Origin of the sequence: Mariniflexile litorale (assembly GCF_031128465.2) — a bacterium.
In the GTDB taxonomy this organism is placed as follows: Bacteria; Bacteroidota; Bacteroidia; order Flavobacteriales; family Flavobacteriaceae; genus Mariniflexile; species Mariniflexile litorale.
Genome location: NZ_CP155618.1, coordinates 152918 through 168618 on the forward strand (window position 1 = coordinate 152918; position 15701 = coordinate 168618).

9 protein-coding genes are annotated in these 15701 nt (G+C 32.5%); 5 read left to right on the forward strand and 4 right to left on the reverse strand.

Annotation, left to right across the window (positions count from 1 at the left end):
* Nucleotides 1-249: 249 nt before the first annotated feature.
* The 5 genes from QLS71_RS00700 (at nucleotide 250) to QLS71_RS00720 (ending at nucleotide 9042) form a co-directional block, all read left to right on the forward strand.
* Nucleotides 250-3537: a TonB-dependent receptor gene (locus QLS71_RS00700; protein WP_308992380.1), complete on the forward strand. Its 3288-nt coding sequence runs from the start codon at nucleotides 250-252 to the stop codon at nucleotides 3535-3537.
* A gap of 11 nt (nucleotides 3538-3548) precedes the next feature.
* Nucleotides 3549-5492, forward strand: a complete 1944-nt coding sequence (locus QLS71_RS00705) for a RagB/SusD family nutrient uptake outer membrane protein (RefSeq protein WP_308992379.1) — start codon at nucleotides 3549-3551, stop codon at nucleotides 5490-5492.
* A 41-nt stretch (nucleotides 5493-5533) separates the two neighbouring features.
* Nucleotides 5534-6709: a DUF5000 domain-containing lipoprotein gene (locus QLS71_RS00710; protein WP_308992378.1), complete on the forward strand. Its 1176-nt coding sequence runs from the start codon at nucleotides 5534-5536 to the stop codon at nucleotides 6707-6709.
* A gap of 26 nt (nucleotides 6710-6735) precedes the next feature.
* Nucleotides 6736-7929, forward strand: coding sequence for a DUF4998 domain-containing protein (locus QLS71_RS00715; protein ID WP_308992377.1), 1194 nt, complete (start codon nucleotides 6736-6738; stop codon nucleotides 7927-7929).
* Nucleotides 7930-8256: 327 nt separating this feature from the next.
* Nucleotides 8257-9042, forward strand: coding sequence for a polysaccharide deacetylase family protein (locus tag QLS71_RS00720; RefSeq protein ID WP_308992376.1), 786 nt, complete (start codon nucleotides 8257-8259; stop codon nucleotides 9040-9042).
* Nucleotides 9043-9216: 174 nt separating this feature from the next.
* Here QLS71_RS00720 and QLS71_RS00725 read toward each other — a convergent pair whose 3' ends face one another.
* From QLS71_RS00725 to QLS71_RS00740, 4 genes are read right to left on the reverse strand one after another with little or no spacing between them, the layout of a single operon-like run.
* Nucleotides 9217-11619 carry an alpha-L-rhamnosidase C-terminal domain-containing protein gene (locus tag QLS71_RS00725; protein ID WP_308992375.1) on the reverse strand — a complete coding sequence of 801 codons (2403 nt, stop codon included), beginning with the start codon at nucleotides 11617-11619 and terminating at the stop codon, nucleotides 9217-9219.
* Nucleotides 11620-11670: 51 nt separating this feature from the next.
* Nucleotides 11671-12594, reverse strand: a complete 924-nt coding sequence (locus QLS71_RS00730) for an ROK family protein (protein ID WP_308992374.1) — start codon at nucleotides 12592-12594, stop codon at nucleotides 11671-11673.
* A gap of 21 nt (nucleotides 12595-12615) precedes the next feature.
* Nucleotides 12616-13437: an alpha/beta hydrolase gene (locus QLS71_RS00735; protein WP_308992373.1), complete on the reverse strand. Its 822-nt coding sequence runs from the start codon at nucleotides 13435-13437 to the stop codon at nucleotides 12616-12618.
* A 41-nt stretch (nucleotides 13438-13478) separates the two neighbouring features.
* Nucleotides 13479-15683: a GH92 family glycosyl hydrolase gene (locus QLS71_RS00740; protein WP_308992372.1), complete on the reverse strand. Its 2205-nt coding sequence runs from the start codon at nucleotides 15681-15683 to the stop codon at nucleotides 13479-13481.
* Between the last annotated feature and the right edge of the window lie 18 nt (nucleotides 15684-15701).

Consider the following 15701-nt stretch of genomic DNA (forward strand, 5'->3'; position numbering starts at 1 on the left):
TTTATTTAATTAACATTTGGATAATCAACTAAAACGATTTACTTAATAGATTTACCATTATTTAAATAGGTTTAATTCAATTAAGAGCACTAACCAACCACACAAACTAAATTATAAATGACTAAATATAAACTATGAAGAAAAACAACTAAAAAACTTAACAACTAAACCAACACTTATTATTAAACCTGAATCTCTATATCAAATTGTGTACTTAAAAAATAGGGATTCATTAAACAAACCAACTTTATGAATATAAAAATTACCCAACTACACATAAGTAGTAGGTATCTTGAGAAAATAAATTATTTTTTTAAGGTTCTAGCATTATGTTGTATTACCCATTTAAATACATATGCAAGTGAGGAGCTTTTACTAGACTCAAAACGTATAAACAATTCAAAAAAAATAAACTCATTAAAAAATGATAATGATATATTTAGCTCACACTATTTGCTTGACTTTACAAGCATTAACGATCAAAAAAATGACATTAATGGAATAATTTATGATGAATTTGGAACACCTTTACCTGGTGCAACTATAATAATTGTTGGCACTAAAGGAGGCGTAATCACAGATTTTGACGGTAAATTTACTGTTAAATTGAAAATGGGTGATAAAGTACAAGTATCTTATTTAGGGTATAAATCTGTAACTATTGAATATAATGGACAAAAAGAGCTCACAATTCACATGGAATCAGATGTTAGCGCACTGGATGATGTTACTGTTGTTGCGTTTTCAAAACAGAAAAAAGCAAGTGTTATTGGGGCTATTACCACTGTAAAACCATCTGATCTTAAAATTCCATCTAGTAATTTAACAACGTCGTTTGCAGGTCGTATTCCAGGTATGGTTTCTTATCAAAGAAGTGGGGAACCTGGTCAAAATACTGCAGAATTTTACATTCGAGGAATAACTTCATTTGGATACAATAAGGGACCTTTAATTTTAGTGGATAACAACGAAGTTACAACAGAAGAATTATCTCGCTTGCATCCAGATGACATTGCAAGTTTTTCAGTTATGAAGGATGCCACAGCCACAGCACTTTACGGGTCTAGAGGGGCTAATGGTGTTATTTTAGTCACTACAAAAGAAGGTGTTATTGGTAAGGCAAAGATAAGTGTTAGAATGGAGCAAGCATCTTCTAGCCCTACCCAAACTGTAGACCTAGCGGATCCTATCACTTACATGAGATTACATAATGAAGCCGTTAGAACCAGAGATCCCCTAGGCAATACGCCTTATTCACCACAAAAAATTAATAATACCATTGCGGGAAATAATCCTGCTGTTTATCCAGCAAATGATTGGAGAAAGATGTTATTTAAAAATGAGGCTATTAATAGACAAGTTAATCTAAATGTAAGCGGTGGTGGTAAAGTCGCTAGATACTACGTAGCGGGTAGTTATTCTAACGATACGGGTTTGCTAAAGGTTGATGGAACAAATAATTTCAATAATAATATCAAATTAGATCGTTACATGATACGTTCAAATATTAATATTGATATTACAGAAACAACGGAAGCAAAAGTTCGTTTACAAGGTGCTTTTGATCAATACTCCGGTCCAATTGATAGTGGATCAGATTTGTATAAAAAGGTTATGCGAACCAACCCAGTCCTTTTCCCTGCTACTTTTGAGCCAGACGAAGCTAATCAAAATACAAAACATATACTTTTTGGAAATGCTGATACAGGTGGTTTTTTAAATCCATACGCAGATATGGTTAGAGGCTATAAAGAATATTACACATCTCAAGTATCTGCACAGTTTGAATTAAAACAGGATTTATCCGTTTTACTAAAAGGACTTTCTTTAAGAGGAATGTTTAATACAAACAGGCATTCTCATTACAATATAAGTCGTGGTTACAATCCTTTTTATTATAAAATAGGTATGTATGATAAAGCAGCTGACGAATATACATTGAATGTATTAAATGAAGATACAGGTACCGAATATTTAGGGTATGGTGAAGGACCAAAAGAGATAAAATCTACAACTTATTATGAAACCGCACTAAATTGGAATGATACTTTTAATGAAAAACATGAAGTAAGCGGATTATTAGTTGCAACTGCCCGAGAAAGAGTCGAAGCCAATGCTGGAGATCTTCAACGTTCTTTGCCTTACCGAAATTTAGGATATGCGGGTCGTGCTACATATGCTTTTGATTCTCGCTATTTGTTTGAATTTAATTTTGGGTATAATGGTTCCGAACGATTTTCAGAAAAAGAACGTTTTGGTTTTTTCCCTTCTGTAGGTTATGGTTGGATTGTATCTAATGAAAAGTTTTGGCAAGGAAAAATAGCCAACACTATTAATAAATTAAAACTAAGATATACCTATGGGATTGTAGGTAATGATGCTATTGGAAGTAGAGATGACAGGTTTTTCTATCTGTCTAATGTAAACTTAAATGATGGTAGTAATGGCGCTAATTTTGGAACTTATGGAAATGATTATTCACGAAATGGCGTGTCTATTTCACGATATGCAAATGACGAGATTACTTGGGAAGTAGCAGAAAAATATAACATAGGTCTTGAGATTGGTTTATGGAATAAATTGGATATAGACGTTGATGTTTTTTCTGAAAATCGAACGAATGTTTTAATGAATCGTTCGGCTATACCTTCCACTATGGGACTCCAAGCTAATGTACAAGCAAATGTGGGAGAAGCGTCTAGTAAAGGTCTTGAATTTTCATTTAATTTCAACCACTCCTTTAATAAAGATTTTTGGATAACCGCTATGGGAAATTTTACATATGCTACTAGTCAATATGAAGTATATGAAGAACCCGATTATCCCAATGAGCCATGGAAATCTAGAATAGGTGATCCTATCGCTCAATATTATGGCTATGTGGCTGAACGCCTTTTTGTTGATGATGATGAAGTTAAGAATTCGCCCACCCAATTTGGGGATTATAGAGGAGGTGATATTAAATATAAGGATTTGAATGGTGATGGTAAAATAACCGATTTAGATATAGTGCCTTTAGGGAATCCTCATAGTCCGGAAATTGTGTATGGTTTTGGTTTTTCAGGAGGCTGGAAAGGAATTGATTTTTCAACTTTCTTTCAAGGCTTAGGAAGAACATCTCTTTTTATAGACCCATATTCAACGTCTCCTTTTATTAATCAGCAAAGTGCACTATTACAAGTATATGCCGATAATCATTGGTCTGAAGACAACCGAAATGTATATGCATTATGGCCAAGGCTTTCAGAAACTATCGTAGGCAATAATATGCAAACATCAAGTTGGTGGGTAAGAGATGGATCTTTCTTGCGTTTGAAAGCTATTGAATTAGGATATACTATTCCAAGTAAAATAACTTTAAAGGCTAATATAGAAAAATTTCGTTTTTATATGAACGGAACCAACCTTCTAACCTTTAGTAAATTTAAATTATGGGATCCAGAAATGGGAGGTGATGAGCCTGGTGATGGTCGTGGTAATGGTCTGGGATATCCAATTCAAAAGGTCATTAATTTTGGTTTACAAATTTCATTTTAAAATATAAAATCATGAAAAATATAAATATAATAATAGGAACATTCATACTCTTATTTGGGATGTCATCTTGTAGTGATTATTTAGACGTAGTTCCAGATAATGTTGCAATAATAGACCATGCTTTTCGTAGTAGAAATGAAGCAGAGAAATTTTTATTTACTTGTTACAGCTACCGGCCTGAAATAGGCTCTGTAGATAAGGATCCTGCCATGGCTTCTGATGAAATTTTCAAACGTTATGGTACTAATGGAGGAAGTCGGTTTTGGGAAAATACACGACTACAATTAGGCTTTCAGGAATCTAATAATCCAATTTTAAATGTTTGGGATGGAGAGAGGTCCTCAGAATCGGCATGGAAAGGTATTCGAGATTGTAATATTTTTTTAGAAAAAATACATCAAGTAACAGATATGGACGATTATGAAATGAATAGATGGATTTCTGAAGTAAAATTTTTGAAAGCATATTATCACTATTACCTTTTTAAATGTTATGGCCCCATTCCAATTGTTGATGTAAATATTGAAACGAGTGCTGAAGAAGAGGATATGTGGGTTTATAGAGAACCCATCGATGAGGTTATAAAATACATTACAGACCTCATGCTGGAGTCTATTACAGATTTACCTGCTGCAATCGAAATCGTTGAAGGAACAGAAGCAGGTAGGGTTGATAAACTTATAGCTTATGCTATACGCGCCGAAGCATTAGTTTATGCAGCAAGCCCTCTTTTTAATGGTAATAAAGATTATGCTAATATGATCGACAATCGAGGGATCCAATTATTTCCTCAATCATATAATGAAAACAAATGGTTATTGGCCGCTAATGCTTGTAAAGAAGCTATTGATGTTGCCCATACGCAAGGCAAAGCATTATATGATTTGCTAGACCCTTTTGTTTTAACTGTAGATCCCATATTCCAGTTGCAAACTACCTATCGTGAGGCTATTTGTGCTAGGTGGAATAAAGAACTTATTTGGGGAAATACAAGATACGATAATGGATATCTTCAAAGAAGTACTCAAGTGAGATTGGTTCGAATGAATGAATCAACAATAAATAGAGCAACTTCAGAATATGCACCAACTATAAATATGGTAGAGCGCTATTATTCATCAAACGGAGTCCCTATTAATGAAGATCGCGATTGGGTAGCAACTAATAACTGGTATGGAGATAGATATCAAATTAGAGCAGAAGCTGCCAAAGTAGGAGAAGAAAGGTATGTTGAATTAGGCAAACATACAGTTAATTTACATTTTAATCGGGAACCAAGATTTTATGCGAGTGTAGGTTTTGATAAAGGCGTTTATTTTGGAAATGGAAATTATCTGTTTACTGGTTCAAACCGAGATGTAAAATATGCCGATTTTCTAAAAGGCCAAGTTTCAGGGTTTCAAGGAGGTAGTGGTTATTCTATTACTGGTTATTCCACTAAAAAAATGCATAGTTTTAAAAACACTCAAACGAATACACAAACTACAGAAGAGTTTTACCCTTTTCCAATTATGCGATTGGCAGATCTTTATTTATTGTATTCAGAAGCTTTAAACGAGGCTAATGGATCTGCTGAAGATGTTTTTGAATATGTAGATCTTATTAGAAATCGTGTAGGATTAGAAGGTGTTATAGATTCATGGTCCCAATATTCTGTTAACCCAACTAAACCAAATTCCAAAGAAGGACGACGCGAAATTATACATCAAGAACGTGGTATAGAATTAGCCTTTGAAGGAAAACGCTATTGGGATATTAAACGTTGGAAAAAAATCCCAGTGCTGAACGATCAACCAAAAGGTTGGAATATGCAAGGAACTGTTAAAGAAGATTTTTACAAAGTTCTTTTATTACCAGAAGTACCCCTTTCTTTTTCAACTAAGGATTACTTCTGGCCTATTAAAGAATCAAATCTATCAAGAAACGCTAACTTAATTCAAAACTATGGTTGGTAGCAGTTATAAGACTGTTATTAATTTAACTTAAAATAAAATAAATGAAAAATAGAATAATCTTAATAATTTTCGGGATCTGCATCTCAGCATGTTCAGAAGAGATCGCTGTAGGGCAGCCGCCTCTAGAAAGTATAGCACCAGGTTTAGTAACCAATTTAAATGCTATAAGCGTACCCGGAGGTGCGTTCATTACATTTACACCCCCTATAGATGAAGATCTGCTATATACCAAAGCAGTTTATTCGCGTAGAAAAGGCGAAATTACTGAGTATAGATCTTCCCTATATTCTGATACTTTGAAGATTGAAGGGTTTGGCAATACAAACGATCAAGTAATAAAAATAATTGCGGTAGATAGAAGTAGAAATGAATCGGAACCTGTTAGTATTACAATAACGCCTCTTGAGCCTGCCGTGAATGTTATTGCACAAACTTTAGATGTTAAACCAGATTTTGGAGGTATTACTAACACTTGGACGAATGAAGGGAACGCAGAAATATCTTTAGTTCTTGAGGAAGAAGACCTTCTTCTAGGTGAATTGGCAGAATTGGAAACTTTTTACTCAAAAGCAACTAACGGTAAGTTCTCTGTTTATGGATTGGATACCATCCCAAAAACAATACAATATCATTTTGAAGACCGTTGGCAGAATCGTTCTGAAATACAGACTTTTACAATAACACCATTTTATGAAACTGAGTATGAAAAATCTCGTTTTGCTTTTATAGATTTACCTGGAGATGGTCCGCATCATGGTGGTTGGAAAGGTACCAATATATGGAATGATACTAATGAAAATCCTGGCTATTCTTCACAGGGAGGTCAGGGAATTTGGCCTCAATCTATAACGATAGATTTAGGCACTGCTGGTTTGATAAGTCGTATGACAGTATATCAACGTGTTGAAAGCGATAATTATGTTTATGCAGAGGGAAATCTTAAAAAATTCGAGGTTTGGGGAGCAGAAACTTTAGATACTTCTGGAAACTGGGATAGTTGGACAAAATTGGGAGATTTTGAGTCTATAAAACCATCCGGTTTACCGTTTGGAACATTTTCAGATGAAGATGAATTTATTGCTAAAAATGGTGAAAATTTCTCTTTTCCTGCCTCTAATCCCAAAGTACGCTATCTAAGAATATTGGTGACTGAAACATGGGCTGGAGGTGATAATTTCCAAATAATGGAGTTGGATATTTTTGGTGATAATCGCTAGAATTTTAATTTTTAAAAAATTATATTATGAAATCAATTTTTTATTTTAATACGAATCTGATCAAAAAAATGATTGAACAGGTTTCTTTTAAAAATCTAACATCTCGTGTTCTTAAAATGATATATATAAATGGATTTATATTGTTTCTACTAGGAATGCAATCGTGTTCGGATATGAACGATTTACACAATAAATATTTAGATGAAGGCGAACATATTTATGCAGAAAAAATAGATACTGTAGTTGTTGGATCTGGATTTGAGCGAATTAATCTAGAAATGCATATCAATACTGAAAGCATAAAAACCGCTAGGATTTTTTGGAATAATGAGAATAATCAGGTGGATTCAGTAGATGTTGATATCAATTTTCAAAAAGGAGTTTTTAATAAACTAATTACAAACCTTAATGAACAGCAATACATATTCAAATTTATTAATATTGATAGGTATGGGAACAAATCACTTCCCTATGAAGCATTAGGTCTTGTATATGGTAATAATTACATCAATACAATTGCTAATAGAACCATATTATCTTTAGCAGCTGATATTGATAATGAAGTCTTTATTAATTGGGCAGAAAATTTTGACAAAAAACTAGATAACTGTACCTTGATTTATACCGATATAAATGGGACAGAGATTGAAATTATAGTTCCGGCTGATGAATTAACGACCTTCTTGCCAGGTTTTGCATCCGATTTAAAATATAATACAGGTTTTGCACCAAATGCTAATGCTATTGATGTTTTTTATACCGATTTTGTTTCTGTAAATACCTCAAATATTATTTTAGATAACTCTAACTGGAGTATTGATAGTTTTTCAACACAACAAGGTGGAGATGATAATAAGGTTGCTAACATACTTGATGGAAATCAAAACACCCGTTGGCACTCAAAAGCTGGAGAATCTAATTACCCACATTGGGTTATTATAGATTTAGGTAGCGAGGCTACTTTTTCTAAAGTAGAAATTTTAAGATCTACATATGATGGTGGTGGAGATAATAGAGCCCCAGATAAATTTACCTTTGAAGTTAGTAAAGACAAAATAACTTGGGTTGATATGGGTGAATTTAATTTCAATAGACACACTAATGATGGACAATTTTACTCGATTGTAGTATCAGACCCAACGCGATACGTCCGATTTACCGGCACTGAAGGAGGAGGAGGTAGCAATATGGTTCTTGGAGCCATCAAACTATTTAAGTAATAAACACACATAAAAGTGAGTGATATAGTATAAATATCATGTGTTAGTATTAGCACAGGAACTGTTTTTATAAAATGTTCGAAGATAATATTAGTATCACTGGAATAAAATAGCAGCTAAAAAACTAAACTTAAAGTTAGTTTTTTAGCTGCTATTTTTCTTTTTTAGAGAAAATAAATCTAAAATTATATCTTGTGAATTTTATCCGCTTGCTAAATTCTCTCTATCAAAAACTTTTAAAAGAATTTAAAAAAGATAATTTTTAAATGGGAACTTGGTGGAAAACAACAAGAAAATTATAATTAAATTTTAAAAACTTAAACTATAGTGAAAACAATTAGCACTTTTCTTTTTATATGTACAATTACTTTTTGTAATTCTCAAATTCTAAAAAAACAAATACCTGATAAACTGGTTGTGCTTACCTTTGATGACGCTCCTGCAAGTCATTATTCTATAGTGGCCCCTTTGCTAAAAGATTATGGTTTTGGGGCTACTTTCTTTGTATGTGAGTTTCCTCCAAATTATAAAGATAGTACACTTTATATGAACTGGAGACAAATAAAAATGCTTGATAAATTAGGTTTTGAAGTGGCAAATCATACACGAACTCATGCCAATGTTACTAAATTGACCCAAGCGCAATTTAATGAGGAGTTAGAATACATAGAAAACAAATGTGATTCTTTAAATATTTTAAAGCCAACTAATTTTGCTTACCCCGGATACGGGTTAAATTCTAAAGTTCTAGATTTTTTAGATAAAAAAAGATATGTTTTCGCTAGAGCTGGAGGCAGTAGGGTTTATGATCCTTTAATAGATCACCCCTACCTCATCCCGAGTTGGGCAATAGATGAGAATAATAAAACAGAAATAATGGCTGCTCTTGATAAAGCAAAAAAAGGAAAAATTATAATCCTAACCTTTCATGGAATACCAGATATGGAACATCCTTGGGTAAATACACCTCCAAGATTATTTAAAGAGTATTTGAAATATTTATCTGATCATAAATTTAAAGTGATCTCGCTTAAAGATTTGAATAATTACATAAACACTGATAAGGCTAAAGAAACTATTGTTGTTGACATGAATAAGCCATTAAAAAATTAATTAACATCTATAAAACACCTATTTTTTATTAATTTCAACTGTTTGAAGTTAAAAGCTACTGTTTCTGTTTATTGATGCTAATGAAAAAGTATTTACAATAATTTTATCCTTCTATTCCGCTTATTTATTTTATAACTTCATCACTATTAAAAAATTATAATACATTTCTATAACTTATTTTCCTATTGTAGTAAAAACCCATGAACCATATTTAACTTTAAAAGAAATATATGCATCATCTTCTTTGTAAAAATCAAGACCTTTTACAGATTTTGAGGGTTTTCCGTTTTTCCAAATAACTATATTTCCTACTTTAATTTCCTCAATCTTTGTATCACTAAATATATGTTTAGGTATACCAACAATTCCTATTGTTTTTGGAGGTGAAATCAAGGTTTGTGTAAAAGTAGAATTAGTAATATTACAAGATGCTTCAATTACTCCATAAGGTGTAGGTAACGTACCTGAAACTTGTTTTAAATCTCCCATTTTAGGTAAAAAGTTAAACTCTGAATAGGCAACTTTCGATGGACGTATTCCTAAAACACCTGTACTTAAGTGAAAGATAGGTCCCGCAGACCAAGCATGGTTATTACTGTTTTTGGCAGGAAATTCTTCCCACAAAGTAGAAGACCAGCTATTAATCATTTCCGAATGACGATTTCTCATACGCACAAGCATAGCTTCTGCATCTAGTTCTAATAGCGCCATCTCCACATACATTTCCTGAAAAGGGCTAGAATCATATCTTGTTTTTAATACTTTCAAGACATCTTCTCGTTTAGAATCATCAACCATTCCTGCCAACACGGCCCATGCATTGCTTCTATCATCTATTGTTGAAGATTGTTTATTTCCATTTTTATGAAACACGTATGCATTCGCTTCATCATTCCAAAAATAAGTATTGAAATTATTTTTAACTTTAGTTTGAAGCGTTTTATAATATAATTTATCAGAATTTTGTCCTACCAAATCTGCAATATTCATTACCGCATCTAAAAGAAGTATATAACTTGCATTTACAACAGTATTGACACTGCCATTAATAACATCTTTATTATCTCCCCAATCGATCCAATTCCAAACTCCCGATTGTAAAACAAGCATTCCATCCTCATTCGCTGTGCTATTACAATAATTAATAAATTTCTTAATCTGAGGATAAAGTTCTTCTAATAAAGCTTTATCTCCAGAGTACATATAATACTTCCATAACATAGCAACAGCGGTTATATTTTGATCTGGAAGATGGAATTCTATACCTGGAGCTGTAGTATAAAGCGAACCATCTGGCTTTTGAGTATACATAAATTCTCTATATGCTTTTCTACTTAAAAGATTACTTTTTGTATCATACAAACAAAAAGAATAAAGAATTTGCTCTGAAACATCTCCCCACCATTGACCTCTTTCTCTATTAGGGCAATCGTAATAAATATCACGCATACATACAATAGATGTGTTCTTACATTTTTCCCATAACACATTTAAATCTTTATCATTTGAAGTAAATTCTCCAATAATTTCTGCGTTATAGCTAGTTTCTCTAAATTGTAAGTCTAATACCTTTACAGGTGCTGTTACATTTGAAATTTCATATTTCACTGTATGACTGCTAGAATTTTGCCATGCAAAACACTCAAATTCTTGAACTCCCTTTTTTGTAATATATTCTTGATGATAAAAATCATTTAATACAATCTTTATTCTCACACCAGCAGGAGCATCTACTTTTAAATAAGGTGTACCTTGTATATTTATTCCTAAGTCTCCCACCACTGTGCTGTTTTCAGTTATTACAGTGTTTTTCAACTTAAAATTGTTTAAATATGGTTTTAATCCATAATCTTTCCAAAAGGGTATGGTGCGGTGTACTAAATTATTCCATGGTGCTACAGGCACACGACCTTTAGTAATAGCATTTACCCATGAAGTATCATCATAATTATATGTTATCCAGTTTCCTATCTCGTTTTGAGCATCATACAAAACGGGCCATGCAACCCATTTATATGAACCATCAGGATTTCTTAATTGTTCTGTTTTGATAAAAGCTGGATTGATTTTCATTTTCCATGATTCATCTGAAATAATGGATGACACACCAGCTCCCTTTAAATCAGACTGAAATAAAAACCCTCCTTGGTCTACCGTTATTTGTGAATAACTATTTACACCACCTTTATACCATACAAGAGCCGCAATACAATTGTCTCCCTTATTTAGATAAGGCGCTAAATCTATTTCATCATAATATGTATTAGTTAAATCTGGACGACCATCTAGCCCTCCATCTCTGATGACCAATGAATCGTTAACATATAACCAATATTTATTTTCTGCAGCAATTCTGGTTATTGCCTTTTTAGGTTTTGATTTTAAGCTTACCTTTTTTCTTAATGACAACCAACTATTATTAGGACCTTTATCAGTTGCCCATATCCAATCTGCAGTCCAATTAACTGAAGGTTTTGCTTTTTGAGAACTAGCCGTTTTTGGATAAAAACTTATTAAAATAAAAAAGAAGGCAAAAATAATTGAGGTTCCTTGTATAGGTTTTTGTGTATATTTCATTATTAAAAATTTAATGCTTAAAACGATAAAACTATCTAACTTATATTATGATTATAATGCGGGTAATTCATCTTTTATAGTTTCCCAAAAAGTTTCATTAAAAAGATAAGATGCGCCTATGAGATTAGCCTCCTCCGACTTTTGTATTATCCGTACGGGAATCTTAAATCCCTGCTTATTCCATAAGTCTATAACCATTGGAAGAAACAATTGATGAGATCTAGTAATATTACCTCCTATCAAAAGTAAATCTGTATTAAAATCTAATAAATAAGGCAACATAAACTCTGCTAGGTTATTAGAAAATTCCTGAAAGACTTGATGAGTATATTCATTATTAAAATTAACAATGTCTTTAACTCCATTAATTCCTTCTTTACCTGATAATAAAGAATATCTAGCTATAAACCAACGGGTTGAAAAATAGTCATCTGCAATACCTTTTTTATAATTTTTATCCCAAAGACATCCACCTTGAGGTACTAAATCATCATCTGCTATAGGAAAATTATCTTTTAAAAAAGCAGCTCCAAAACCTGTTCCAATGGTAATTGCTACTACCCTACTATTCTCTTTAAATTCATTGGTTAATTTACCTCCAAGACCAAAAGAAGAAGCATCATTTAAAAAACGTAATTCAACTTTTTTATGATCTAAATAATGTATTAGTTCATTAACAACAGAGACTTGATAAAGTGATTCATATTTATCATTTTTTTCAAACATAGCCTTCCCTATTTTATATTGAAAAGGTCCGGGCATTGCAAAACCAATACCTATTGTTTCATTAGAATTTATTGAATTCAAAGTTTTATTGATAACTCTCGCCCAATCTTTAAAAATTAGATCTTTACTTGCTTTACTGTTTACTGGCCCCCTATAATAGGTGCCAGAAATAATTTCAGAAGTAGTTATATCTACTGCTGCACTTGTGATATGACTTCCGCCTATATCCACTCCAATGGTTATGGTCATTAAAAATATATTTACTTAATATTAATCTCTCTTTTTAGTTTTATTTGCTACAAAATTCAGCAATAATGGATATGCAGGATCTGCCATATTATGACCATAGCCATCCATTTCATAAAGCGTAATATCTTCATGACCTGAAACTTTCATCATTCTATAGAAGTAAGCATTCTCCTCATACCTACCCAACATTTCAAGTTCTCGATCTCCAGTTATCAACAAAGTGGGAGGTGCATTTTTACGAACATAAAATAATGGCGCGAATTCGTCTACAATAGGTTGTTCTCCAGATATTCCTCTTTCTGCTCGAATTGTAAAATGGGTAATAGTGTGGCCACTAAAAGGAACTAACCCTGCTACTTTGTTGGCTTCAATTTTATGTTTCTGTAATAATTCTTGCTTCATTACCGCCATTAATGCAAGATATCCACCAGCTGAATGTCCTGAAATAAAAATGGAATTAGGGTCGCCATTGTAGTTTTTAATATTTTTAAAAATCCAAGCAATGGCAGCGGCAGCATCAGAAATACATACTTCGGCTGTTACATTTGGTGATAAACGATACCCTACTCCAACGATAATATATCCTTTGTTTTTTAATGCTTCAGGAATTTCTCTTGTCCCTCCTGTTAAGCCACCTCCGTGAAACCAAACAATTGTAGGTACATTTTCTTTATTCTTTGGATAGTAAATATCTAATAAGCACTTTTTTTTCTGATACTCTGATACACTTTCTGTTGTTAAATCGGAATAAGAAATAGCATTAGAGCGTTTATAATCAATATTTTGAGCACCAATCCATAACGAAAATAAAAATGTAAAAAAATAAATAAAGTTTTTTTTCATAGCCAATAGCCTTTAATCATAAATAGATTCATCGTGATTTTTTATTTTTCTATTTCTGTTTTAATTTCCATTATTCCACCTTTTTCAAAAATTGAATAAGGAACAAAATAGCCAGCTATTTTGTCTCCATTAGTTTCTATAGATTTTAATTTCCGAGAGTCCCCTGTTCGTTTGATTGTTAGTGTTTTACCATTATTCAAATCCCAATTAATTTCATCGAAAATTGGAATTGTAGTTATGTATTCATTATCTGCAGTAGATAATGGATATAAACCTAATGCCGAAAACACATACCAAGATGACATTTCACCTGCATCATCCATTCCTGATAATGCCCGACCATACTTTCCAACACCATAATAATTTTTAAGAAGCTTATCAATCACTGCTTGTGATTTTTCGGGTTTATCTACGAAATAATATGAAAAGGGTGCTTCATGATCTGGTTGATTCCCATGACAATATTGTCCCATAAAACCAGAAACATTTCTAGCTATATGATTGGGGTTCCATGGTAACGTAAACAAAGAATCTAGCTTGCTTTCAAATTGTTTTTTTCCTCCATATAAATCAACCAAACCGGGCATATTATGAGGTACATAAAAAGATAATTGCCATGCATTTGCTTCTCTATACATATATTCATAATATGGGTATTGAGGATTAAAAGGAGTAACCCAATCATCATTTTGAAGTTTTCCTCTCATGAAATTGGTTTTACTATCAAACACGTTCTTATAATTCTCTGATCGCTTCATTAAATCTTTATAATGCGTTGTATCTCCCAATTTATTTGCCAAAAGTGCCAATGCATAATCGTCGTGGGCAAACTCAAGAGTTTTTGATACTCCTGCACTTCCGATTGTTTCAACATGTGGATTTTCAATAATCGCTTCTGATATGTACCCTTTTTTTATATACTCAGCAATATGAGGTCTTATTCCGCCTTCTTTATATGCATTATTCAATAAAAGTTCATAAGCCTTGACTATATTAAAATTGTTAATGCCTTTAAAATAAGAGCTCGTAATGAATGGTGCTGCATGATCACCGTGAAAAAAAGTAGGCATAAACCCTGTAATTGTACCGCGATCTACCATACTTTGAATAACATTGCCTGTTAATTTAGGCCTTAACATGCTTAACAATACCAATTTGTTTCTATAAGTATCCCATAAAGAAGGTAACGTATAGTATTCAAAATTTTCATTTCTAATATTACCTACTTCATCAGAAAACTCACCATTAATATCACTCCTTAAGGCGGGCCATAAAAATGACCTATATAAACAACTATAAAAAAGTTCTTTTTCTCTTTTAGTACCTCCTTTTACTTTAATTCGGGACAAAAGCGTATTCCATTCATGCTCACCACTTTTAAATACATCATCAAAAGATTTAGCACCTATTTCTGCTTCAAGATTTTCTTTCGCATTTTTGGTGCTCACAAAAGACAATCCTATTTTTAAGATAACAGGTGAGTTTTCATCATTTTTAATATGAACCATCGCATGTGCTCCTATTCCTTTTTCTTCAACATGTAACTCTTCTATTACTTGATTTAAAACAACATAAAAAAAGACTTTATCTTTTCCCATGTTTTGAACACCTTCTAATTCATGAGAATTTACTTTTTTAATTTCCCAGTCTGTAACATGATTATTAGATTTATTCAAATCAAACAGAATGCTTCTATCTTCACTATTTTCAAACGTATATTCATGAATACCACATCGTAATGTAGAACTCAAGCGCACATCAACCTTAAAATCTGATAAATACACTTGATAGTATGCAGGTGAAGCAGATTCATTACCATGTGAAAATTTTGATTTATATGGATACTTTTTTGAACCGGAAACAGGTAAAATTGGTATATTACATAAATTCCAATGCCCCTTATTAGTATGCGTAAATCCTAAAATTTCTGTGTCTTCATATTCATAACCAGCACCAGTATGATATTCTGTAATTGGACTGAGCTGTACCATAGCATTAGGTAGAGAAACCCCTGGAAAGACTAATCCTGCCCATACCCTCCAATCTTTTGGCGGCGTATATCCAATTAACGCAGTATCTCGTAAAGGTTCTGTACCTAAAAAAGGATCTACATATATAGATGGGTTTTCCATAAAGGATTCCACAACTTTTAATGGCTGATTTACCTTACTTGCTCTTTGTCCTTGGCAGGAAACTATAAAACTAATTACCATTAACAAAATCGCATTATTGCATTTGTTCTTCATTTTATAATGAAATTTTTC

What these genes read in the sequence shown, in the direction of transcription:
- QLS71_RS00700 (WP_308992380.1), top strand. Translation starts at nt 250, where the DNA reads ATGAATATAAAAATTACCCAACTACACATAAGTAGTAGGTATCTTGAG.
- QLS71_RS00705 (WP_308992379.1), top strand. Translation starts at nt 3,549, where the DNA reads ATGAAAAATATAAATATAATAATAGGAACATTCATACTCTTATTTGGG.
- QLS71_RS00710 (WP_308992378.1), top strand. Translation starts at nt 5,534, where the DNA reads ATGAAAAATAGAATAATCTTAATAATTTTCGGGATCTGCATCTCAGCA.
- QLS71_RS00715 (WP_308992377.1), top strand. Translation starts at nt 6,736, where the DNA reads ATGAAATCAATTTTTTATTTTAATACGAATCTGATCAAAAAAATGATT.
- QLS71_RS00725 (WP_308992375.1), bottom strand. Translation starts at nt 11,619, where the DNA reads ATGAAATATACACAAAAACCTATACAAGGAACCTCAATTATTTTTGCC.
- QLS71_RS00730 (WP_308992374.1), bottom strand. Translation starts at nt 12,594, where the DNA reads ATGACCATAACCATTGGAGTGGATATAGGCGGAAGTCATATCACAAGT.
- QLS71_RS00735 (WP_308992373.1), bottom strand. Translation starts at nt 13,437, where the DNA reads ATGAAAAAAAACTTTATTTATTTTTTTACATTTTTATTTTCGTTATGG.
- QLS71_RS00740 (WP_308992372.1), bottom strand. Translation starts at nt 15,683, where the DNA reads ATGAAGAACAAATGCAATAATGCGATTTTGTTAATGGTAATTAGTTTT.